Below are 21,490 nucleotides of genomic sequence, written 5' to 3' on the forward strand. Positions count from 1 at the left end.
CACTCCGCCTCTACGAATCCGTCGCGGCGGGGGCACCGTCAGTGGTCATGGTTACTTGTACTGGACCGGAAGGGCCCTGGTCCCCTTGCCCTTGAGCGAGCCGGTCAGCTCCGCGCCGTCCAGCCACAGATAGCAGCGCACCCCGCGGTCGCCCTGCGCCCAGACGTCGGCGTTGCCAGGCAGGGAGACGACACCGGTGCGGTACTGGAGGTCACCGTCGTCGGGCACCCCGGTGTACTTCGCGGTCACCGTGCGGCAGCCGTCGTGGAACTGCTCCCAGGCGGTGTCGCCCTTCGGGTAGGAGGCCGTGGCCGGAGCGGTCCAGATGCCGGTGAACTCGGCGTTGTGCTTCTGCGCGCACCCGATCTGCGGCATGGTGGAGATGGCGCCCGCGTCGTCCAGGTCGATGGCGTAACAGGTCAGCAGGAGATCGGAGTCCTTGGCGGCGAGCGCGCCGCGCAGGCTGCCGTCCCGCCGCAGCAGGGCGCCGTCGTCCTCGATGGAGTCGAGTTCCACCACCTCGCAGCGGAACCAGCGGGAGCCGCCGCTCCACGCCGCCGGCGACGGGTGGGTGACGCCGATCCACAACCGGGCGGTACGCCACGGGCCGCCGACATAGGCGGTGGCCTTCGCGTCACAGGTCCGGTAGGCGGCGCGTGCCCCGGCGGAGGAGCCGACCGGTGGTTCGGCGGCGTCCGCGGCCGGCGCGGTGTACTCACCGACGAAGACGGTCTCGGTGCGGTGTTCGACGGCGCAGTCCACCTTCTCGTAGGTGGCGCGTGGCCCGGAGGCGGCGAAGTTGGAGAGATGGCAGGTGGCGGCCTCGGGGACGAACCCGGTGGCCGGCGCCATCGGGCCCCAGTCGTTGGTCAGGTCGCCGTCGACGTCCCCGCCGCTGCCGCAACCCGCCGCGGCGAGCAGCGCGGCCACAGCGGCAGCCGCCCCCCATCGGCGGTATCGCATGAGCCGTGCCTCCCAGCCGTTTCCGATTCGCCGACTATATGGGCTTATCGGAAGGGCGCGAGGTGGATCGGCGAAAGTTCCGGGCATGGAGTTCGGCGGTCAGATGCGCGAACTCCACACCCGGGAAGCGACCGTCAGCCGACCGCCAACGTCAGGTCGCCGCGAACCAGATCGCCGGCCATCCCCTCGGCGGCCTCGGCCGGGTCCGTACCCAACTCAATGATCTTGTTGTCGGCGTCCACATGCACGATCCGCGGCTGGTAGGCGCGGGCCTCAGCCGAGTCCATCTGACCGTAAGAGATCAGAATGACCAGATCACCGGGGTGCACCAGATGCGCGGCCGCGCCGTTGATGCCGATCACGCCGCTGCCCCGCTCGCCCGGGATCACGTAGGTCTCCAGGCGCGCCCCGTTCGTCACGTCGACGATCGCCACCTGCTCGCCGGGGATCAGATCGGCCGCCTCGAGCAGATCGAGATCGACGGTGACCGAACCGACGTAGTGCAGGTCGGCCTGCGTCACGGTGGCCCGGTGGATCTTCGACTTGAGCATGGTCCGGAGCATCAGGCGCCTCTCTGCAGGGTGAGCGAAACGTTGTCGATCAAGCGGGTGGTGCCGACCTTGGCAGCCACCAGCAGGCGGGCCGGGCCCTCCTGCGGAGCGGGGCCGAGGTCCGCGCCGGTCAGAGCGAGGTAGTCGACGCGTACCCCCGGCTCCTCGGCAAGGATCTTGTGAGCGGCCGCCAGGACCGCGTCGGCGTCACGGTGCGCGGCGCCCTCGCGCAGAGCGCGAGACAACGCGAGCGCGGCGAGGCGCTCCTCCGGCGAGAGATAGCGGTTGCGGCTGGACAGGGCCAGACCATCCTTCTCCCGTACGGTCGGAACGCCCACGATCTCGACCGGCAACTCCAGGTCACGGGCCATCCGGCGGATCAGCGCGAGCTGCTGGAAGTCCTTCTCGCCGAAGTAGGCCACGTCCGCCCGGGTGAGCAGGAGCAGCTTCTCCACCACGGTGAGCATCCCGGAGAAGTGGCCGGGACGGCTCGCGCCCTCCAGGATCTCGCCGAGCTCACCCGGATGCATGGTGATCGACGGCGCCCCGTGCGGGTAGACGTCGTCCCGGCCCGGCGCGAAGACCAGGTCGACGCCCTCCGCCCGGCACGCCACGAGATCGTCGTCGAGGGTCCGTGGGTACTTCTCGTAGTCCTCGTTCGGCCCGAACTGCAACGGGTTCACGAAGACCGTCACCACCACGAAGGCGGACCGCTCCCGGGCCACCCGCATCAACTGCCGGTGCCCCTCGTGCAGCGCGCCCATCGTCATCACGACGGCGATCTCACCGTCGGCGGCGTCCAGGGCGGCCGCCAGATCGGCGCGGGTGTGCACCAGAGTCGTCGTGCTGGACTTCATTTCGCGTGCCCTCCCGGCCCTTGCTTCGCTGCGGTGCAGTCGGTCACGCTGTGCTCCCCACCTCGGCGCGGGCCAGGACATCCATCAGGGCGGTGGCGTCCTGCGAGCGCAGACGGCCGGAAGCGATCGCCCGGTCCGCGGTGCGCCGGGCCATCGCCAGGTAGGTGGGAAGCGCCTCGGCCGGCAGCCGGTCCAGGTGTTTGCCGACCGTGCCGGCGTCACCGCGGGAGACCGGGCCGGTCAGCGCGGCGTCGCCCATCCGCAGCGCGTTGTCCAGGGCCGCGGTCAGCAGCGGCGCCAGCACCCGGCCGGGCCGGCCGACACCGGCCGCCCGCAGCACGTCGGCGGCCTCGTTGACCAGGGTGACCAGATGGTTCGCCCCGTGCGCCAGAGCCGCGTGGTAAACCGGCCGGGACTCCTCGGCGATCCACTCCGGGACCCCGCCGAGGTCGGCCACCAGGCGGGTGGCGAAGACCCGATCCGGGCTGGTCACCCCCCAGGCGATGCCGGGCAGCCGGTCCAGGTCGGTGTCCGCGCCGGTGAAAGTCATCGCGGGATGCAGGGCCATGCCGTTCACATCGCCCAGAACGGCCAGTCCGTGAGCCCCTGAGGTGTGCGCCACGACCTGGCCCCGGCGCAGCGCGCCGGTCCGGTCCAGGCCGGCGACCACGGCGGCCAGATGGTCGTCCGGAACGGCGAGCAGCAGCAGATCGGCGGCCGCCCGGGCCACCTCGTCAGCGGGGAGGATCACCGCGCCGGGCAGCAGGCGGGCGGCCCGCTCGCGGGAGGCGGCGGAGACGGCGGCGGCGGCGACCACGCGGTGGCCGGCGGCGTTCAGCGCGGCGCCCAGCACCGCACCGACCCGGCCGGCGCCGACGACGCCGACGGTCAAAGCGTTCATCCGTGGATCCAGTCCTCGTGTAGGGGTACCGGTCGAGCGCCAGTATGCGCCGTCTTGACACGCTCGTAGCAACCACGTGTGAACAACCGCACCGCCATCGATGTGGCCGAGCGGCACTCCCTCTCGATCGGCCACCTCCCCACCCACCTGAGCCCCACCTCCACCCCGCGCCCACGCACACCGCCCAGACACCGGACGGCAACCGGGCGGGCTGCCCCCGGCAAGGGCTGCGTGGAGAACCACGGCACGGACCGGACCACAGGTGACCACACGAACAAGCGGCACAGCGACCGGCGGGCAGGCCGGCCATCACGGTTGCTGAGAACCGCTGAGGCGGGGTGCCGGGGCGGCTCACGGCGTACCCGGAAAGGGGTGGGGGTTGCTTAGGGTGGCGGGATGAGTGTCGGGTGGCGGCTGGCGATGCAGGCGGGGCTGTACGGCAGTGACGGGTTCTTCGTCCGGGAGAGCACCGGGCCGTCTGATCACTTTCGGACGAGTGTGCACGCGTCACCGTTGTTCGCCGGCGCGCTCGGGCGGCTGATCGAACGGGTCGACGCCGCGCTCGGGCATCCCGAGGTCTTCGATCTGGTGGACGTGGGGGCGGGACGCGGGGAGCTGATCACCGCCCTGCTCACGCTGCTGCCCGCGGATCTGGCCGGGCGGATCCGGCCGGTCGCGGTCGAGGTCGCGTCGCGGCCACCAGGTCTGCACCCGTCGGTACGGTGGCGCCACGACGTGCCGTCGGAGATCACCGGGCTGCTGGTGGCGACGGAGTGGCTCGACAACGTGCCGCTCGACGTGCTCGAGACCGACGAGGACGGACGGCTGCGCAAGGTGCTCGTGGACCGGGCCACCGGAGCGGAAACGCTCGGCGCCCCGGCGGATCCCGCTGATCTCTTCTGGACCAGCCGGTGGTGGCCGGACGCGGGACGGATCGAGGTCGGATCCTCCCGGGACGCGGCGTGGGCGGAGGCGGTCGGCGCGGTGCGGCGCGGGGTGGCGCTGTGTGTGGACTACGGGCATGTCAAGGCGGAGCGGCCGGCGTTCGGGACGTTGACCGGGTATCGGGACGGGCGCCAGGTGCAGCCGGTGCCGGACGGGAGCTGCGACGTCACCGCTCATGTGGCGATGGACGCCGTGGCATGCGCGGCCGGGGTGCCCTTCTCGATGGTTCGGCAGCGGGAGGCGCTGCGGGCGCTCGGTGTGGACGGCTCCCGGCCGTCGCTGGATCTCGCCCGTACCGATCCCGCCGGATACCTGCGTGCTCTCGGAACCGCCGGGGCCGCCGCCGAACTGACCGATCCGGCCGGACTCGGCGGCCACTGGTGGCTCTGGCACAGCGTCGGCCTCGACGACCGTGGCACGATGCTCGGGTGACGGACAAGCTGCGGGAGATGACGGTCGGCACCGGCGCCGGGCTCGACACGGCCGACATGGTGCTCAACATCGGCCCGCAACACCCCTCCACGCACGGCGTTCTCCGGCTCAAGCTCACCCTGGACGGGGAGCGGGTCGTCACCTGCGAGCCGATCGTCGGATACATGCACCGCGGCGCCGAGAAACTGTTCGAGGTGCGCGACTACCGGCAGATCATCATGCTGGCGAACCGGCACGACTGGCTGTCCGCGTTCTCCAACGAGCTGGGCGTGGTCCTCGCGGTCGAACGGCTGATGGGCATCGAGGTGCCGGAGCGGGCCACCTGGCTGCGGATGGCCCTGGCCGAGCTGAACCGGGTGCTCAACCACCTGATGTTCCTCGGCTCCTACCCCCTCGAGATCGGCGCGATCACGCCGATGTTCTACGCGTTCCGGGAGCGGGAGACGCTGCAGGCGGTCATGGAGGAGGTCTCCGGCGGTCGGATCCACTACATGTTCAACCGGGTCGGCGGTCTGAAGGAGGAGATCCCGGCGGGCTGGACGAAACGGGCGCGGCAGGCGGTCGCGGCGGTCCGGCGGCGGATGCCGGACATCGACAACGTCATCCGCAGGAACGACATCTTCATGGCGCGGACGGTCGGCGTCGGGGTGCTCAGCGCGGCTGACGCCGCGGCCTATGGCGCTTCGGGTCCGGTCGCCCGGGCGAGCGGTCTTGATTTCGATGTACGCCGTGACGAGCCCTACCTCTACTACGACCAGATCGACGTGCCGGTGGTGACCCGGACGGCAGGCGACTGTCACGCCCGTTTCGAGGTGCTGCTCGAGCAGGTGTTCGTGTCCCTCGACTTGATCGACGAGTGCCTGGACCGGGTGGACCGTACCGGCGGCCCGGTCAACGTGCGCCTGCCGAAGGTGGTGAAGGCGCCCGAGGGACACACCTACGCGTGGACCGAGAACCCGCTCGGGGTCAACGGCTACTACCTGGTGTCCCGGGGTGAGAAGACGCCGTGGCGGCTCAAACTGCGGACCGCCTCCTACGCCAACGTGCAGGCGCTCGCCACGCTGATCCCCGGCTGCCTGGTCCCGGACCTGATCGCGATCCTGGGCTCGATGTTCTTCGTCGTCGGGGACATCGACAAGTAGCCGGTCACCAGTCGTCGCCGGCCGCGCTGTAACCGGGGTAGTTCGCGAAGTCGGCGAGGGTTCCCACGTTCGTGTCGTTGGCCGAGGGGCGGTGCCGGCGGGCCTTGTACTCGGCGCTGTTCTCCGCGTCGCCGTACTCCCCCGGGTATCCGCCGTGGTTCTCGGCATGTCCGGGGTAACCGTCGGCGGGACTGGCGGGCGCCGCGGCGTAGCCGGTGGTCGCGCTCTCCGCCGGCCCGGCGTAGCCGCCGTCCGGGGCGTCCGGGCGGCCGTACCGGGCGCCGCCGGGCCGGACGCTGGCCGCGGCCCGGGCGGCGGGCGGGGCCATCATGCCGTTGGGGCCGGGTGGTGGGGGCACCGAGGCCGCGGCGCGTGGGCGGGGCACCGGGGCGGCGGTGGGCGGGGCCGGTGCCGGGCCGGGGACCGGCACGGCGGCCGCCGCTGCGGCTCGGGCCACCGGGACTCCTCCGGCGGGCGGCACCGGGGCGCTGGCGCGGCCGGCCGGCATCACCGGCGCCGGGGTCGGATCATGAGCGGGTGAGACCGGCTGGACGATGCCGGGAACCGAGGCACGACCGCCGCCGGGCACCGAGGCACGGCCACCGCTCGGCACCGAGGCACGGCCACCGCCACCCGTCCGGGGCGGGATCTCCTGCGAGTAGCCGTGGTCCTGGTACTCGTCGTCGTAGCCGGCGGCCTGCTCGGCGTACTGGTAGTCGTCGTCCTCGTAGCCGTAACCGGGCGCCGTCTCCTCGGGGAACTGCGGCTGCGCCCCGTAGACCGCCGGTTCCGGCTGGGAGACGAACTGCGTGTTCGACACGAACTCCTGGTGCGCCGGGAAGTCCTGATGCGCCGGGAAGTCCTGCTGCGGAGCGAAGTCCGGCTGGGCGAAGTCCGACTGGGGTACGAAGTCCGGCTGGGCGAAGTCCGACTGGGGTACGAAGTCGGGCTCGAAGCCGTACCCCTGCGCCGGAACCTGCTGCGCGCCGACCTGGGCCCGCCCGCCGGGGTTGCGCATCGGCAGCGGCGGCCGGGGCGCTTCCGGCGCGGCGGCCGCGGTCGCGAACTCCGCCCGCAGCTCCCGCCGGAGCGTCTCCACCTCTTCGGCGACCCGGTCCTCGACGTCCATCCGCAGCAGCACCGGATCGCTGCGGATCAGCACCGAGGCGCCGATCAGCACCACGCTCACGGCTATCAGCACCACAGCGAAGCTGGCCGAGCCGATCAGCACGACAGCGGCCGCGATCGGGGCGAGCACGACGCCCGCCCAGACGAGTCCGCGGAGCAGCGTCGCGCTGTGTCCCGCTTGGGTGTCCCGTTCCGGCATGGGCGCAGATGTTACCGAGAGCACGTCCCCGGCAAAACCGCCGTGCATGAGACGGCACGTTCGGTCAGGATCCGGCCGATTCGTGCCGCGGTCTCACCTGTCGGGAGGCAACGGCGTACGGCGGGATCCGTGTGTGGATCCGAGGCGGCACGTCACACCCCGAATCCACACACCGGCACGCGGTCAGCGGGTGCCGCGCCAGCCGCCGAGGGAGGCGAGGCCGACGATCCAGCCGACGAAGAAGCCGTACCCGGCGCCGGAGCCGGCCGCGTTGAACGCGCCGAGCAGCGACGGGTTGGTGAGGAAGAGGGTGGCGAACAGGGCGGCGAACGCGCCCGCGAAGATGTACGCGGCCCAGCCGGCCAGGAACTGGCTGATGGTGCCGCGGGCCCGGGCCAACTGCGAACCGGGCAGCAGGTAGAGGAAGAGCATCGTCAGCACGACGACCAGGATCGCCTTGAGGTCGCCGACGACGACGTCACGCAGCGAGTCGTCGGTGTCGAAGCTCCAGCGTGGCCAGGACAGCAGCCGCAGCCACCAGCCTCCGGCGGAGTTCGGGTTGGTGTTGTCCTGGGCCCAGTCCGCGTACCACGGGCTGCCGAAGACGAGAACGAGTATGAGCGCGGCGAGAGTGCCCGAGCCGGGAGCCGATTTGTAACGGTTGCCGAGAGCCATGCCCGCTGATTTCCCAGCGAGGCCGGCTCCTCAAACGACGCGCGTCACTACCTGCTCAGGTAGTCGATGAAGGCGGCGCGCAGCAACGGCTCCTGGGCGCCGAGGTCGCGGCCCTCGAACTCACGCCACAGGGCGACCGCCTCGTCCACCGTCGGCCCGATCGAGTTGGGCGCGCCGTCGAGGGAGGCGGCGTCCCCGGCGTCCGGCAGGTGCCGCAGCACCGACCAGAAGAAGGCGACGTCGCGGTTGGCCCGGGCCTTGGCGAAGGCCTGCTCCCGCAGCGACTCGGTGGGCAGGGCGTCCAGTTCGGCAAAGCTGGGCGAGGTCATGCCGGAAAGCATAGATCAGCGGTTGACGCCCCACGGGCCATCGTCCCAACGGTCGCTGCGCGGCGCGGGGGTGGCGGGCGTGTTCCAGGTCTCCGGCAGGGTGGGCGACCAGTTCGCGGCGGCGGTGGAGGCGGCGGCGTTCCACTCCTCGCCGGCTCCGGGGGTGTACGGGCTGCCGTACGACTCGACGAACCGGGTCACCACCAAGCCGGCGGCGCACAGGGCGGCGGCGATGGCGAACAGCGCGATGTCCAGGCCGCGAAGCTCCTCGTATCGCAGGAAGAGGGTCACGGCGGTGACCGCGAACAGGGTGCCGAAGATCCCGCCGCGACGTCCGTACGCGCTGGTGCCACCGAGCAGGGCCAGACCGAACGCGATGCCGGTCCACTCCAGGCCGGTCGCCGGGGCGATCGGGCCGGCCGACTGGGCGGCGATCAGCACCCCCGCGCCGGCCGCGAAGATCGTGGAGAACAACAGCGCGAGCACGGCCGGGACCGCGGCGGCGGCACCCCGGCGACGGGCCGGGTCGGTGACCGGGCGCATCCGGCCGACGAAGCGGCGCACCGGCGGGACCGCGCCCAGCACCGCACCGAGGATCGCCAACAGCACGAACCCGCCGAACAGCAGGAACGCCTTGCCGGTCGGGTCCCAGTCGCCCTGCACCTCGACCGGTGCGGGCCGCAGTTGGATGTAGACGATGACGCCGAGCGCGCCGGCCAGGCTCGCCGTCCAGGCGGGTACGTGCAGCAGGAGCACCACGACCGCGAGGGTCAGTCCACCGGCCCCCGCGATGATCAGGCCCGGCAGGAGCGCCTGAGCCAGGCCCTCGTCGCCGTTCTCCGCGTAGTGCAGGGCGGCGGCCAGGGCGATCGAGCCGACCGCGAGATTGGGGACGCCGGCCCGCAGGGTGAGGCCGGCGCCGAGCGCGAGCAGGCCGATCGCGGCGCCGGTGACCAGCAGCGTGTCGAGGCCGGGGCGCTGCAGGGCCGCCGCGTCCTCGCGGAACAGCAGGAAGCCGATGACGCCCGCGGCGACCAGCAGCATGACCTCCCAGCCGAGGTGGATGCCGAGCCGGTCGCGCCCGTCCTCCTCGGCGGCCGGGAGGGCGCCGGTGGTGGTCACCGGGTTGCGCAGGGACTGGTCGAGCGTGTTACCGGCGGTGTCGTCGTACTGCACGCGGCGCCGGTAGGCGGCCGGATCGGTCTCGGTCGTCTCGTCACCGGGCCGGCGGAAGGTGGTCTCGTCGTACGACATGGTCCGCGCCTCCTTACGCCTCCACGAGCGGTTCGAGACGCACGCTACTCCGGCTGTGACCCGCCCGCCGTTAAGCATACGGATACGAGAAGGACACAGTTCAGAGCGTAAATCTGTTCGATGTTCATCAACAGATGGTCACCGCCGGGTGTTCGGCCGGCCCGAGTCGTCGTCCTCCCGGTCGTCCCGCTCCGGCACCCGGCAGGCCCGCTCCAGCCAGAGCGCGGCGGCGATCAGCGCGACCGCGGCGACGAGGGTGGCGCCGGCCACCGGCACCCCGTTGGCGGCCTCGTCGGTCGGCTCCAGCAGCAGCCAGACGAGCAACCCCGCGGAGAAGCCACCGGAGAGCGCGCCGACCAGAGAGGACGCCTTGGCCAGCGCCGCGAACCGGGCCACGGCGAGCGGCTGCACCGGCGGCGCACCGGGTTTGCGCTGGATGCGGGCACTGGTGTTCTGCGCCAGATAGGCCTCGGCGATGGCGAGCACGGCCAGCACGCCCGCGCCGGTCCACGGCAGCGGGGAGATCTTGTAGAACAGGTCGTTGGTGGAGATCAGCAGCCAGCCCACGGCGGCCGCCGCCAACGCGGCCACCACCAGCGACGAGGCGCTCGTCGGCCGCAGCGAGGGATGCGGGTTTCCATGGTCAGCGCTCACGCCATCGACTCTAACGACAGGTCCGGGCGCGGGCTCACCCCGGCGATGTCCGCCGCCACCTCCGGCGTGCCGAGCAGGGCGGCGACCGATCCGTGCCCGGGTAGATCGGCGTCCGGCTGCATCTCGTGCCACGGCACCAGCACGAAGGCGCGCAGGTGGGCGCGCGGATGCGGCAGCGTCAGCTCGGGGTCGTCGCTGACCACCGGTTCGCCGTCCCACACCGCGATCACGTCGACGTCCAGGGTGCGCGGCCCGAAACGGCGCTCCGGGTCGCGGACCCGCCCCTCGGCCGATTCGCACGCCTGGGCACGGGTCAGCCATTCCCGGGCGGTCACGGTGGGATCGTCCACCAGGACCACGGCATTGAGGTACGGCGGCTGCGCGCTGTCGCCCCAGGGAGGTGTCTCATAGACCCCGGAGACGCGTACGACACTCGTGCCCAGCCGCGCGACGGCGGCGCGCAGGTACGCGAGACGGTCACCGAGGTTGCCCCCGATGGACAGGAGCGCCCGGGTCACGAGTGGCTCCGGCGCAGGGTGACCGCCACGTCGGCGAACTCGTGCGGGATCGGGGCCTGCGGTTTGTGCACGGTCACCTCGGCGGACGTGACACGTTCGTCGGCGAGGCAGACGTCCAGGAGCCGGTCGGCGAGCCGTTCCAGCAGATTGACCGGTTCGCCGGTGAGAACGGCGACCAGGCGGCCGGCGAGCTCGCCGTAGTGGACGGTGTCCGTCACGTCGTCACTGGCGGCGGCCGGCCCCAGGTCGAGGTCCAGGGTCACGTCGACGACGAAGTCCTGACCCTGCTCGCGCTCGAAGTCGTAGACGCCGTGATGGCCACGGGCACGCAGGCCGGTGAGTGTGATGCGTCCGGTCATTTCTTCTCCCCTTGTCGTGGGAGCGGGAGGCCCGCGGCTTCAGATGGAGTCGGGAGGCCCGCGGCTCTTGGCGGCGGGGCGCTCACGGCTCTCGGTGGAATGGGAACGCTCACGGCTCTTGGTGGAATCGGAACACCCACGGCTTTTGTGGAGTCGGGGCGCTCACGGCTCTTGGTGGGATCGGGGCGCTCACGGCGTACCGCCGAAACGGGGTGAGCCGGTGGCGCGCCAGACCGCGAGCGCGTCGGCGGTCGCACGCACCTCGTGCACCCGCACGCCCCAGGCGCCGGAGGCGACCGCCAGTAGAGAGGTGGCGAGGGTGGCCGCCTCGCGGCCGCCGACCGGGCGGGGCGTGCCGTCCGGGTCGGCCAGCAGCCGTCCCAGGTAGGTCTTGCGGCTGGCCGCGAAGAGGACCGGGAAGCCCAGGGCGACGAGCGCGCCGAGATCGGCGCTGAGAGCCCAGTTGTGCTCGGCGAGCTTGGCGAAACCGAGGCCGGGGTCGAGGACGATCATGGCGGGGTCCACGCCGGCGGCGATCGCCTCGTCCGCACGGGCCCGCAGCTCGTCGCGGACCTCGGCGACCACGTCCTGGTAGACGGCGAGCTTCTGCATGTCGCGGGAGTGGCCGCGCCAGTGCATCAGGATCCACGGGCAGCCGGCGGCGGCCGCGACCCGTGCCATGTCCGGATCGGCGAGGCCGCCGGAGACGTCGTTGATCGCCACGGCGCCCGCGGTGAGCGCCGCTTCGGCGACCGCGGCACGCGTGGTGTCGATACTGACCGGTACGCCCTGGGCGAACAGCCGCTCGATCACCGGCACCACCCGGGCGATCTCGGTCTCCGCGTCCACCCGCCCGGCTCCCGGCCTGGTGGACTCGCCGCCGACGTCGATGACGTGGGCACCTTCTCGAAAAAGACACACGCCGTGTCGAACCGCGGCTTCGAGGTCGGTGTATCTACCACCGTCAGAGAACGAATCCGGCGTGACGTTCAGGACACCCATCACCACCGGGTGATCCCGGCGAAGCAGTTCAGCCCCTGTGAGCTGGGCGTCTGTCGGCGAATTGGACACAGGTGAAGAGTACGGGGCAGCACTGTCTAGCACAGACGTACGATGGATGGTGACTGTGATTCACGCAGTCCTTCACCTTGGGTAACGAAACGGGCGCTTGTTGCTCGCAAGTACGGGCCGTACTCTTCGGATCTGGGCATCATGAAGTGACCGAAGAAGGCAGAGACGAGCATGGCAGTGCCCGAACGACTCACTCGACGCGGTGAGTCAGAGGTAGCACCATATGGGCGTTGCCGTACGGCTTCACAACTGCAGCGTGTCCGTACCCCCCATACCGGACACGGGGAGGTTTACCGATGATCGCCACCGAGCTCGTCATCCTGGCGGCCGAGCCAGCAGGCACCATCAACACCGAAGGCATCGTCACCTTCTTCGCGAGCAATGTCGCACCGATCCTGCTCGCGGTCCTCGGCGTGATCTTCATCGGTCGCGCGAGCAAGGGTGAGATCTCCAAGGTGCTCACCAGCTCGGCGATCGCAATCGTGGGCCTGGCGTTCATCGCCGGAGCGGCCACGCTGTTCTTCGTCGGCGAAAACATCATCGACCTGATCTTCAACTGAGATGCGGCTCCGGACCGACGACGACATCTACCGGGCGCGCCTGGTCTATCTCGGCCCGCCCGGCTACACCCTGCCCGTGCACCTGCCGTACGCGCAGTACGGCATGTTCGTCGTCCTCGTGCCGCTCTTCATGGCCATCCACTACCTGATCACGCTGGAGTTCGACCCGTTCCCGGCCTGGGAGATCGCCCTGGCCATGGTGTCGACGTCCTACGTGTTCCGGCACGTCGACCCCGACCGGCCGGCCCGGGTGGTCATCCGCACCGCGCTCACCGATTGGCGCCGCACCCGCGAGCCCGCCGTGGAACAGCGCGATCCTCGGCTTGTCGCCACTCGCATCCGGGTCCGGGAGGAGTTGGTATGACCAGTTGCCAGGTCGTCCGCGTGTTCGAGGTCCACGGATGAGCGGAACCCATCCGCACGGGCATCCCCGAGCGGACGCCTCGTCCCGGGACAGGCAGAGTAACGGTGTGCGTTCGGACCACTACTCATCGCCCGATCCGCTCGACGATGCCGAAGAGTTCGTCACCGCGCCGGGCCACGGCGGAGTCGGCGTCTTCCAGGCGCCTCAGCCGGTGCGCCCGCGGGCCACCGACGTGGACACGAACCTCGACATCGACTCACCCTTCCTGGACCTCTTCGGTGGCGCTCCGGCTCCCCGAACGAGTGATCCTTTCCAGTCTGTGCCCACCGCGCCGGTATCCACACCTCCGGCCGCGGCCCCGATCTCACCGGTCTCCCCAGTCTCCTCACCGGCCACTCCGATCTCCCGGCCGGCCACTCCGATCTCCCGGCCGGCCGCCCCGATCTCTCCGCCGCCGGCCGTCCCGGCCTCTCCGCCGCCGGCCGCCGCGCCGATTGCGCTGCCGCTGGACTCCGGGCCGCCCGCCACCGGATGGAACGGTGCTCCCTTCACCCGGGCGCCCGTCGGCCCCGAACCGGACTTCTTCCAGGAGAACGGCCACGCCGCAGCGCCCGCCGCCGACGACGAGTGGACCGACTTCGACGACTGGCCGCCACAGGCCGGCCGCACCACCCCGGTCCCGCGCTGGGAAACCCCCGCGCCCGCTGTTCCGCCCACTCCCCTGCCGGTGCCGGTTCCGTCTCCGGCGCCGGAGACGGCGCCCGTCCGTCGCGAGGACCGGGCGCCGGCCAAGCGGAAGGAACGCAAGGAGCCGCGACCGGCCCCGCTGCGGCCGCAGAAGCTCAAGTTCAAGGACCGGGACCCGTCCATCGAGCTCGCCATCAGCGAGATCGCCGGGCACCTGACGTTCACCCAGAGCACCGTGACGGCCTGGTACTACCTGCCCGAGGTGCGCTGGGCCTTCCGGCCCGACGCGGAACGCGAGGCGCTGCTCAGCGCCATCTCCGAGCAGTACGCCGGGCTTGCCGGGTTCCGGCTGCACCTGCGCCGGACCACCCGCCCCTTCCCGGCCGACGAGTGGGCCCGCACCGTCGACTCGTTCACCACCAAACCGCTGCCCGACGTGCACGGCGGCACCTCCTGGTCCGACCACCTCGTCGCGGCCCAGCGGCACCTGCTCTCGGTGAACCACGCCGAAGGACAGACGTACCTGGGCGTGACGTTCGCCCGGCGCTCGCTCGGCGACACCTTCTCCGAACGGATCCTGCGCGCCTTCGGCCGCGGCACCAGCGAGAACGAGCGCCGCAAGCTCGGCCGGACCGTCGAACAGTTCGACGAGGTGCTCAACGCGTTCGGCATGCGTGGCCGGCGGGTCACCCCGCAAGAGCTGGAATGGCTGCTCTACCGGTCGGTGGCGCTGTGCATGGCCCCGCCCGGGCTGCTCTCCCCGATCACCAACGGACACTGGGAGACCGGCGACCTGCTCGCCCTCACCGAGGCGGTCGAGCGGTACCGGACGCCGTACGGCTCCACCGTCAAACTCGTCAACCGGATGTCCGGGGAGGAACGCCACGTCGCCGTCCTCTCCGTCGGCCGGATGGAGCCGCTGGAGATCCCGGAGAAACACGAGCCGTGGATGCACTTCCACGAGCGGCTCCCCTGGCCGATGGAGCTCTCCTCCCGGATCGACATCCTCGGCTCCAACAGCTCGTTCAAGAACCTCGAGCACCGGCTCCGGATGATCCGGTCCCAGCAGCTCGACTACGCCGAACACGGCATCGACGCCCCGCCCGAACTGGAACGGCTCGCCAAACGGGCACTCCACATCGGCGACGAGATGACCACCGGACTGCCCACCGACTCCGCCCGGGCGCACGGCTGGCACCGGATCGCGGTCGGCGGCGCCACCCGCGAGGAATGCCTGGAACGTGCCCGGCGGCTGATCCAGCTCTACTCCCGGGAACTGCGGATCTCCCTGCAACACCCGAAGAACCAGGACCAGCTGGCCCGCGAGTTCATCCCCGGCGAGCCGATCGCCAACACCGGCTACGTGCGGCGGATGCCGGTCAAACTGCTGGCCGCGGCCCTGCCCCAGGCGGCGTCCACGGTCGGCGACCGGCGCGGCGACCTGATCGGGCGGACGGCCGGCACATGCCGCCGGCCCGTCTTCCTCGACCTGCACTTCCCGATGGAGGTACGGGAACGCTCCGGGCTCGGCGTGTTCGTGGCCGAACCCGGCGGTGGCAAGTCGACGCTGATGGGCGCCCTCGGCTACCTCAACGCCCGGCGCGGTGTCCAGGTGACCCTGCTCGACCCGTCCGGGCCACTCGCCCGGCTGTGCCAGATGCCGGAACTACGGCCGTACAGCCGGGTCCTCAACCTGACCGGATCGGAACAGGGGACGCTCGCGCCGTACTCGCTGATCCCGACACCGGTCCGCGGTGAGTTCCCGACCGGGCCGGCCGGCGACCGCGAATACGAGATCGCCGTCTCCAACGCCCGCGCCGAACGACGGATGCTCGTCCAGGACATCTGCTCGATGCTGGTGCCGCCCCAGGTCGCCAAGGAAGCATCCACCGCGACCCTGCTACGGCACGCCGTGCGGCAGGTGCCCGCCGAGGAGACATCGACGCTCGACGACGTCGTCCGTACCCTCCAAGGTCTCGACGACGACGAGGGCAAGGAGCTCGCCAACCTGCTCCTCGACACCGCCGAGATGCCACTCGCCCTGCTCTTCTTCGGCCACCCGCCGCAGCACCTGCTCGGCGCCGACGCGGCCCTCACCGTGATCACGATGGCCGGCCTCCGCCTGCCCGACCTCAAGATCGAACGGGAGTACTGGTCCGCCGAGGAATCCCTCGCCCTGCCGATGCTGCACACCGCACACCGGCTCGCGGTCCGGCGCTGCTACGGCGGCTCGATGTCATCCCGCAAGATGGTCGGCCTGGACGAGGCCCACTTCATGGAAGGCTGGCGCTCCGGCCGGTCGTTCCTGGTCCGCCTCGCCCGCGACTCCCGCAAATGGAACCTCGCCGCCCTCGTCGCCTCCCAGAACCCGCGCGACATCCTCGGCCTGGACGTGCAGAACCTCGTCTCCACCGTCTTCGTCGGCCGGATCGCCGAAGACCAGGAGATCGCCTCCGAAGCGCTGCGGCTCCTACGGGTGCCCGTCCACGACGGGTACGAGGCGACACTCGCCTCCCTCTCCCAGGTCGACAGCGCCTCCCAGCACCGCCTCGGGTTCCGTGAGTTCGTGATGCGGGACGTGGACGGGCGGGTTCAGAAAGTGCGCGTCGACGTCTCGTACGTCGACGGACTGCTCGAACACCTGGACACGACACCGGGGGTGGCGCCACCGACGGTTGTGCCTCTCCCGTCCGACCTGGAGGTTTGAGATGGTGCGGCGGGGGTTGGCATTCCTCACGACATTGTTCGTGCTGGTCGTGGCTTCGATAGCCTGGGCCGTGGCCACACCGTCCAGCGCGTCCGCCGCCCCACCTGCCCAAGCCCCCGGCGGCGCCTGCAGCGTCGAGGAGTGGCAGCAGGACTTCAAAGCCTGCGTCGACCGTCTCACGGATGTCGTTGGCCAGCGCGCGGACTGCCTCGACCCTCCTATTCCGAACACTCCAGACTCCGGCCTCGCCGGGTGGTTCGCCGAACGCCCTTCCTCCTCGACCAACGACAGTTTCCCTGGCCTCTACAGCGACTACGGATACGCCGGCTACAGCTATACGATCTACGACTCCGAGAATGGCTGCGCGGCCACAGTCGTCGATGCCGACCAGAAATTCGAGAACACCATCGCCAACGGCGAGTTCATGATCGCTACGGCGGTCGTTGGGGCATCGAACGCGCTTAGGGAAAGGGCTTGGGACCCGGCGACGCTCTGGGGCTGGGCCGACCCCTTGGTGGACCAAGCCACCAAGGCTGTTTACGAGAAGGTCTTCAGCGTTTTCGGTGTCGTGACCCTCGCGGTGGTCGGCCTCTACCTGCTCTGGCGGTCGCGTCAGGCGGAGATGGGTGCGGCGACGACTACAGCGGGTTGGGCAATCTTCATCATGGTCGTCGTCACAGCGATCGCCGCATGGCCGGTGCAATCCGCGAAGATGGCTGACCAGACCCTCATCAGTTCGCTCGGAGTAGTCCACGACGCCGTGGGACCGCAGCCCAAACAGCAGGCCGGGGAGTGTCCGCTCGGACCCGATGCATGCGCCGATAAGCGCCCTCCTGCGGTGCGGGCCAGCGACACCGCAACCGAGACCTTGCTCTATCGGAACTGGCTGCGCGGCATTCTCGGTTCCGCAGACAGCGTGACGGCTAAGAAGTACGGCGAAGCGCTGTACGACGCACGTTCTCTGAAGTGGGAAGAAGTGCAACAGATTCGCCAGTTCCCGGCGACACGGGACGGCACCTTAGACCTTAAGAATAAGCAGTGGATGAAGGTCGCGGAGCAGATCAAGTCCGAGGACCCCGAGGCGTACGAATACCTTCAGGGCGCCAAAGGAATGGAACGAATCGGCGCCGGGTTCATCGCGATGCTCGCCGCTTTCATGTATGGGCTGTTCGATATCACCGCGTCACTCCTTGTCCTACTTGGCTTCCTAGTGTTCCGATGGGCTGTCATTGCAGCACCCATCCTGGGCACCATCGGTCTCCTGCGGCCCGCGAGTGGAGGCATCCGACGGCTGGGGAACGCCGTCGTTGCCGCACTGTTCAACATCGCCATCTTCGGCACCGGCGCAGCCATCTATCTGTTCGCCGTAGATCTGATCATGAACACCGGCAGCCTGGCGGGCTGGTTGCAGGTGGTTCTGGTGGGCTTGTGCGGCGTCGTCGGCTGGTTGCTTCTGCGTCCTTACCGCCGGATCACACAACTCGGCGGTAAGGACGGTGCAGCCGCTATCGCTACTGGTGGGTCTTGGCATCGTCGATTCTTCCGAGACATGCGTGAGGCATCCCGGCTTGACGCCGCCGAGGACGGAAATATTCAACAACCGGTGTTCGGCAGGGGCAACCGGCCTTTGGAACAACGGAACCTTCGTCCGGAGGCTCGGCTGGAGGATCCCGCACACGCTGCTACATCCCGCACTCCGAACACAAATCTCCTTCCTGCCGGCTCGCCGACTCGGCCGGACGGCAAGGAGATCAGCGGCACGGACGACGATTCGCCGACTGCGCCGCCGCGGCCGCGGCCGGACCGTCACGCCCCGGCACGTGCACGCACCAGTTCCGATTGGGTGGAGCCGGACGTCGCGGAACGGCCTGCGTCGTATTCGATCTATCGGCCGGAGACTCGCTCGACCGTCGAGGAGCCGGCCAGCCCGCGGGTACGTTCTGAGGCTCGGTGAGCGATGCCTCGATTGATCGAACGCGGCCTTAACGGAATTTTTCGCTCCCGCTGGGGTATCGCCCTCGTCATCGGCGCCATCGTCTTGGCGGTGGTCGGCATCGGGCGGCTCTTCTCCGACGGGCGAACAGACCCGCCTCTGGGCAACAGCAAGCCGATACCCGCGATCAGCATTGATCCCTCGGATGACGACAGTGTGCTCTCGTCCGAGCCGCCGCCGACTCCTCGGACCAGCCCCGGAGGAGCGCAGCCGGAGGCGGTGGCCTACGCGTTCGCGTCGGCCTGGGTGGGCAACGACGGCATCACCGCCAAGAAGTGGCTGAGCCGGCTCCAGCCCAATGCGACCAAGAGCCTCGCTGACCAGTTGCACGATGTCGATCCTGCCGGGGTGCCGGCAGAACGGGTGGTCGGAAGGCCGACCCTGGTCACGATCAACTCCACTCTGGTCAACGCGAACGTCACGATGGATTCCGGCGAACTCGTTCTTCGGCTCGTGGCGCCCGACGGCAAATGGCTGGTCGACGGCATCGACTGGGAGCCGGCGTGAGCATGTCGCGTCCTCGGAAGATCGTCGTCCTGGTCGCCTCCGTCGTCTCGCTACTGCTTCTGTGCTGCTGCGGCGGCGTCACCGTCCTCTTGCTGAACAGGGCTGACGACGAGGGCGAACAACTCATCAGCACCTCGTTCAACTGCGGTCAGGGTGGCCCGGTTGATCCGGACGCCGAGTTGCCGCGAATCCAGCAATACAGTGCGGAGCAGATCCGCAACGCGGCCATCATCATCAATGTGGGCAAGAGCCTGAAGATGCCGCCGCGAGCCTGGGTGATCGCCGTGGCTACCGCGATGCAGGAGTCACAGCTCACCAATCTCGGTCACCTCGGCAAGAAGAACGACCACGACTCGCAAGGCATGTTCCAGCAGCGGCCCAGTTCCGGATGGGGTACCCCGGCGCAGGTACGGGACCCGGTGTACTCGAGCACCAAGTTCTACCAGAAGCTGAGGACGATCAAGGGCTGGGACAAGCTTCCGCTGACCCGGGCCGCGCAGAAGGTGCAGATCAGCGCTTATCCCGACGCGTACGCAAAGCACGAGCCGATAGCCACCCAGATCGTCAACCAGTTGGCAGACGGCGCCGCCAACGCGGTGGGCGACTCGCTGAGCATGGAATGCGCATCCGCGGGGAAGGTCGCGGCATCCGGATGGACCGTCCCGCTCAAGGCGCCGGTCGGCTCCGGTTTCCGCACCGCATCACGTCCCACTCATCAGGGTGTCGACCTGAGCGTCGAGAAGCACCGGCCGATCCTCGCAGCCGCAAGCGGTGTGGTGTCGATGGTGAAATGCGACGAGGACTTCCGGGGGCGGCAGACCTGCAATGTGGACGGCTACCCGGGTAAGGGCGGCTGCGGGTGGATGGTGGAGATCATCCATGCGGGCAACGTCATGACGCGTTACTGTCACCTGGTGCAACGACCGCTCGTGCGCGAGAACCAGCAGGTCGCCGCCGGTGAGATGATCGGCCGGGTTGGCAGCAGCGGCAACTCGTCCGGCCCCCACCTGCACTTCGAGGTGCATCTCAACAACGACCGATCGCGCCATGGCGCGGTGGACCCGGTTCAGTTCATGCAGAAGACGGGTGCACCGCTGGGTAGAGAAGAATGAGCGGCGGAATGATGCCCGACCCGTTCAGCGGCCGCAGCGAGAGTGCGCTGGAGTCGCCGCGCCCTATAGTACCGACGCCTGCGACGATGGCCGGCGAATTGCGCGGACGCCGTGTTCTCGTCGGGCTTCCCGGGTTCGGCTGGCGTGGCGATCTCCGGGCCGATGAGAAAGTTGTACAGGGCAGTCGGACTTACGTTCCGGTGATGCCCGAGGCGGAATGGTACCGGGCCGAGGCCGAACGGACCGAAGTGTTCGCGGCGCTGGTTCCGGTGGAACGGGTCTGGGTCGAGGAACTGGGATTCGCCGGGACGAGCACACCTGGAGCGAAGGTCAACCAGTTGGTCTCACTCGACGAGCCACCTCGGCGGCCGCCGGTCGCCGCCATCGATGCCGACTCCCTGACCGGACGCCGGGTAACGCAGATTATGGCCGACGGTGCAGAGCGACGCGGTCTGCGTGCGGTCACCGAATCGCACGTGAGCGAAGACGGCACTGTCGCTGTGCGGGTCGCTCAGGAGCTCGATTGGTACAGGTGGGCGTGGAGTGGCAAATTACCTCGAACCCTCGAGGTTCCCGCACATCTGATCTGGGTCGAATAGCGAATCAGGCCGTCCTCATCGCTCCGCACACCCGCCAACCGTCCTGATCCACGACGGCGATCCTCCATTTGCTGCCGTCCCGACCGACACCGCTGGACAGAGTCCGATTAACATTGACGTCGATATGACCTGTTGTGCCAGATACTTCCATTCCGACGATCGACCAGGCAACCGATATACCGGTAGAGAACCTCGTCTCCCGGTCACGGGTGTCGTTCCTGAAAGCAGCGATCTGGGTGAAATCCCCACCAGAACCACACTGATATAGCGAGGCCGAAGCATCGTCCTCATTCCTGAGGTAGGCACCTAGGAATTCGTTCACGACGGCGTCCGGGGCGGTCCGCTGAATAGCGGTGGCCTCGTCGTAGAGAAGGGTGAAGGCGCCGACGCCACCGAGGCACAGCATGGTGAGGATGCCGCCGGTGAGGGCCAAAACAAGGCGAGCGCGACGGCTCTGGAAGCGCCTCCGCCGGCTGCCCGGCAGAGTCACCGACGGTCCGGGAGCAGCCGAGTTTCCGCCGCCGGGTGGGGGCGTCGCGGGCTGGCTGCCGGCTTCGGTTTCAGGCGGTTGCGGTCCCATGTGTACGACAGTAGTTCGTTCGACGCGTTTTCCATGATCAGGAGCTGCGAGCGTCTCCGGAGTCCGCCCCTTCTCAGCATCCATTCGGCATCGACCTCACCCGTCCGCGCCGTCCGGGACGACGAACTCGGTGTCCTTGCCCCAGTGCCTGAGAACCTCTGCCATGCCGTTCTTGACGACCGCAAGGTCTTCGGCGGTGATCGGCTCGCCGTCGTCCCAGACCGGCACCCGGCCCAGGTAGACCCCGTAGCTTCGCAGTCCCCGGTCCACCGGCACGATCATGCGGCGTCCGCGGTAGTCGGCCCGCATCGTCTCCCGGTCGACGCTCGACAGGGTCACCCCGGTGTCGGTTCGCGCCGACTGACTCTTGATCTGGTGAACACCCATTTTCCGCCCTCACCTG

At 69.6% G+C, this 21,490-nt stretch carries 23 protein-coding genes; 9 read left to right on the top strand and 14 right to left on the bottom strand.

All coding sequences use genetic code 11. From position 1 onward, the window contains the following. Positions 1–51: 51 nt before the first annotated feature. The 4 genes from Aut01nite_RS12265 to Aut01nite_RS12280 form a co-directional block, all read right to left on the bottom strand. Positions 52–963, bottom strand: a complete 912-nt coding sequence (locus Aut01nite_RS12265) for a septum formation family protein (RefSeq protein WP_043533102.1) — start codon at positions 961–963, stop codon at positions 52–54. Between the two features lie 134 nt (positions 964–1,097). After that, positions 1,098–1,526 carry an aspartate 1-decarboxylase gene (gene panD, locus Aut01nite_RS12270; protein WP_043533101.1) on the bottom strand — a complete coding sequence of 143 codons (429 nt, stop codon included), beginning with the start codon at positions 1,524–1,526 and terminating at the stop codon, positions 1,098–1,100. After that, positions 1,526–2,371, bottom strand: a complete 846-nt coding sequence (gene panC, locus Aut01nite_RS12275) for a pantoate--beta-alanine ligase (RefSeq protein WP_204037521.1) — start codon at positions 2,369–2,371, stop codon at positions 1,526–1,528. Before panC ends, panD begins: the two co-directional genes overlap by 1 nt. Before the next feature lie 43 nt (positions 2,372–2,414). Further along, complete coding sequence (locus Aut01nite_RS12280) at positions 2,415–3,272, bottom strand: Rossmann-like and DUF2520 domain-containing protein (protein WP_043533100.1); 858 nt, start codon at positions 3,270–3,272, stop codon at positions 2,415–2,417. A gap of 396 nt (positions 3,273–3,668) precedes the next feature. Here Aut01nite_RS12280 and Aut01nite_RS12285 point away from each other — a divergent pair, with 396 nt between their 5' ends. Then, on the top strand, positions 3,669–4,649 hold the full coding sequence (locus tag Aut01nite_RS12285) for an SAM-dependent methyltransferase (RefSeq protein WP_043533099.1): 981 nt from the start codon (positions 3,669–3,671) through the stop codon (positions 4,647–4,649). A gap of 17 nt (positions 4,650–4,666) precedes the next feature. Next, the gene (locus tag Aut01nite_RS12290) at positions 4,667–5,791 is read left to right on the top strand and encodes an NADH-quinone oxidoreductase subunit D (protein WP_043533534.1); all 1,125 of its coding nucleotides are present in this window, start codon (positions 4,667–4,669) and stop codon (positions 5,789–5,791) included. Between the two features lie 4 nt (positions 5,792–5,795). Here the strand turns inward: Aut01nite_RS12290 and Aut01nite_RS12295 are convergent, their stop codons facing one another. From Aut01nite_RS12295 to folP, 8 genes are all read right to left on the bottom strand, one after another. Beyond that, a complete protein-coding gene (locus Aut01nite_RS12295) occupies positions 5,796–7,118 on the bottom strand; it encodes a hypothetical protein (RefSeq protein ID WP_043533098.1) in 1,323 nt (440 codons plus the stop codon). 183 nt (positions 7,119–7,301) lie between these two features. Continuing rightward, positions 7,302–7,793, bottom strand: a complete 492-nt coding sequence (locus Aut01nite_RS12300) for a hypothetical protein (protein ID WP_043533097.1) — start codon at positions 7,791–7,793, stop codon at positions 7,302–7,304. Between the two features lie 47 nt (positions 7,794–7,840). Then, positions 7,841–8,134: a hypothetical protein gene (locus tag Aut01nite_RS12305; protein ID WP_043533096.1), complete on the bottom strand. Its 294-nt coding sequence runs from the start codon at positions 8,132–8,134 to the stop codon at positions 7,841–7,843. Positions 8,135–8,137: 3 nt separating this feature from the next. After that, positions 8,138–9,376, bottom strand: coding sequence for an ABC transporter permease (locus Aut01nite_RS12310; RefSeq protein WP_043533095.1), 1,239 nt, complete (start codon positions 9,374–9,376; stop codon positions 8,138–8,140). 138 nt (positions 9,377–9,514) lie between these two features. Beyond that, the gene (locus Aut01nite_RS12315) at positions 9,515–10,030 is read right to left on the bottom strand and encodes a DUF3180 domain-containing protein (RefSeq protein ID WP_043533094.1); all 516 of its coding nucleotides are present in this window, start codon (positions 10,028–10,030) and stop codon (positions 9,515–9,517) included. Beyond that, positions 10,027–10,548: a 2-amino-4-hydroxy-6-hydroxymethyldihydropteridine diphosphokinase gene (gene folK, locus Aut01nite_RS12320; RefSeq protein ID WP_043533093.1), complete on the bottom strand. Its 522-nt coding sequence runs from the start codon at positions 10,546–10,548 to the stop codon at positions 10,027–10,029. Before folK ends, Aut01nite_RS12315 begins: the two co-directional genes overlap by 4 nt. Then, complete coding sequence (gene folB, locus Aut01nite_RS12325; protein ID WP_043533092.1) at positions 10,545–10,907, bottom strand: dihydroneopterin aldolase; 363 nt, start codon at positions 10,905–10,907, stop codon at positions 10,545–10,547. The genes folK and folB overlap by 4 nt, the downstream gene beginning before the upstream one ends. 189 nt (positions 10,908–11,096) lie before the next feature. Further along, positions 11,097–11,909, bottom strand: a complete 813-nt coding sequence (gene folP, locus Aut01nite_RS12330) for a dihydropteroate synthase (protein WP_084000087.1) — start codon at positions 11,907–11,909, stop codon at positions 11,097–11,099. 365 nt (positions 11,910–12,274) lie between these two features. On the opposite strand from folP, the gene Aut01nite_RS12335 reads away from it, so the two are divergent. The 7 genes from Aut01nite_RS12335 to Aut01nite_RS12365 are packed head-to-tail and all read left to right on the top strand — an operon-like array spanning position 12,275 to position 20,507. Continuing rightward, on the top strand, positions 12,275–12,538 hold the full coding sequence (locus tag Aut01nite_RS12335; RefSeq protein ID WP_043533091.1) for a hypothetical protein: 264 nt from the start codon (positions 12,275–12,277) through the stop codon (positions 12,536–12,538). A 1-nt stretch (position 12,539) separates the two neighbouring features. Beyond that, the gene (locus tag Aut01nite_RS12340) at positions 12,540–12,902 is read left to right on the top strand and encodes a hypothetical protein (protein ID WP_043533090.1); all 363 of its coding nucleotides are present in this window, start codon (positions 12,540–12,542) and stop codon (positions 12,900–12,902) included. Positions 12,903–12,939: 37 nt separating this feature from the next. Further along, positions 12,940–16,296 (top strand): ATP-binding protein, encoded by a 3,357-nt coding sequence (locus Aut01nite_RS12345; RefSeq protein ID WP_043533089.1) that lies wholly within the window; start codon positions 12,940–12,942, stop codon positions 16,294–16,296. A 1-nt stretch (position 16,297) separates the two neighbouring features. Then, on the top strand, positions 16,298–18,250 hold the full coding sequence (locus tag Aut01nite_RS12350; RefSeq protein ID WP_043533088.1) for a hypothetical protein: 1,953 nt from the start codon (positions 16,298–16,300) through the stop codon (positions 18,248–18,250). A 3-nt stretch (positions 18,251–18,253) separates the two neighbouring features. Next, a complete protein-coding gene (locus tag Aut01nite_RS12355; RefSeq protein WP_043533087.1) occupies positions 18,254–18,796 on the top strand; it encodes a hypothetical protein in 543 nt (180 codons plus the stop codon). Next, a complete protein-coding gene (locus Aut01nite_RS12360) occupies positions 18,793–19,908 on the top strand; it encodes a M23 family metallopeptidase (RefSeq protein ID WP_152629123.1) in 1,116 nt (371 codons plus the stop codon). Before Aut01nite_RS12355 ends, Aut01nite_RS12360 begins: the two co-directional genes overlap by 4 nt. A gap of 11 nt (positions 19,909–19,919) precedes the next feature. Next, positions 19,920–20,507, top strand: coding sequence for a hypothetical protein (locus Aut01nite_RS12365; RefSeq protein ID WP_236643202.1), 588 nt, complete (start codon positions 19,920–19,922; stop codon positions 20,505–20,507). 4 nt (positions 20,508–20,511) lie between these two features. On the opposite strand, the gene Aut01nite_RS12370 is transcribed toward Aut01nite_RS12365, so the two are convergent. Both Aut01nite_RS12370 and Aut01nite_RS12375 read right to left on the bottom strand, forming a co-directional pair. Next, complete coding sequence (locus Aut01nite_RS12370) at positions 20,512–21,087, bottom strand: hypothetical protein (RefSeq protein WP_236643178.1); 576 nt, start codon at positions 21,085–21,087, stop codon at positions 20,512–20,514. A gap of 96 nt (positions 21,088–21,183) precedes the next feature. Next, positions 21,184–21,474: a hypothetical protein gene (locus tag Aut01nite_RS12375; RefSeq protein ID WP_043533084.1), complete on the bottom strand. Its 291-nt coding sequence runs from the start codon at positions 21,472–21,474 to the stop codon at positions 21,184–21,186. Between the last annotated feature and the right edge of the window lie 16 nt (positions 21,475–21,490).

This window comes from Actinoplanes utahensis, from assembly GCF_016862455.1.
Lineage (GTDB): Bacteria > Actinomycetota > Actinomycetes > Mycobacteriales > Micromonosporaceae > Actinoplanes > Actinoplanes utahensis.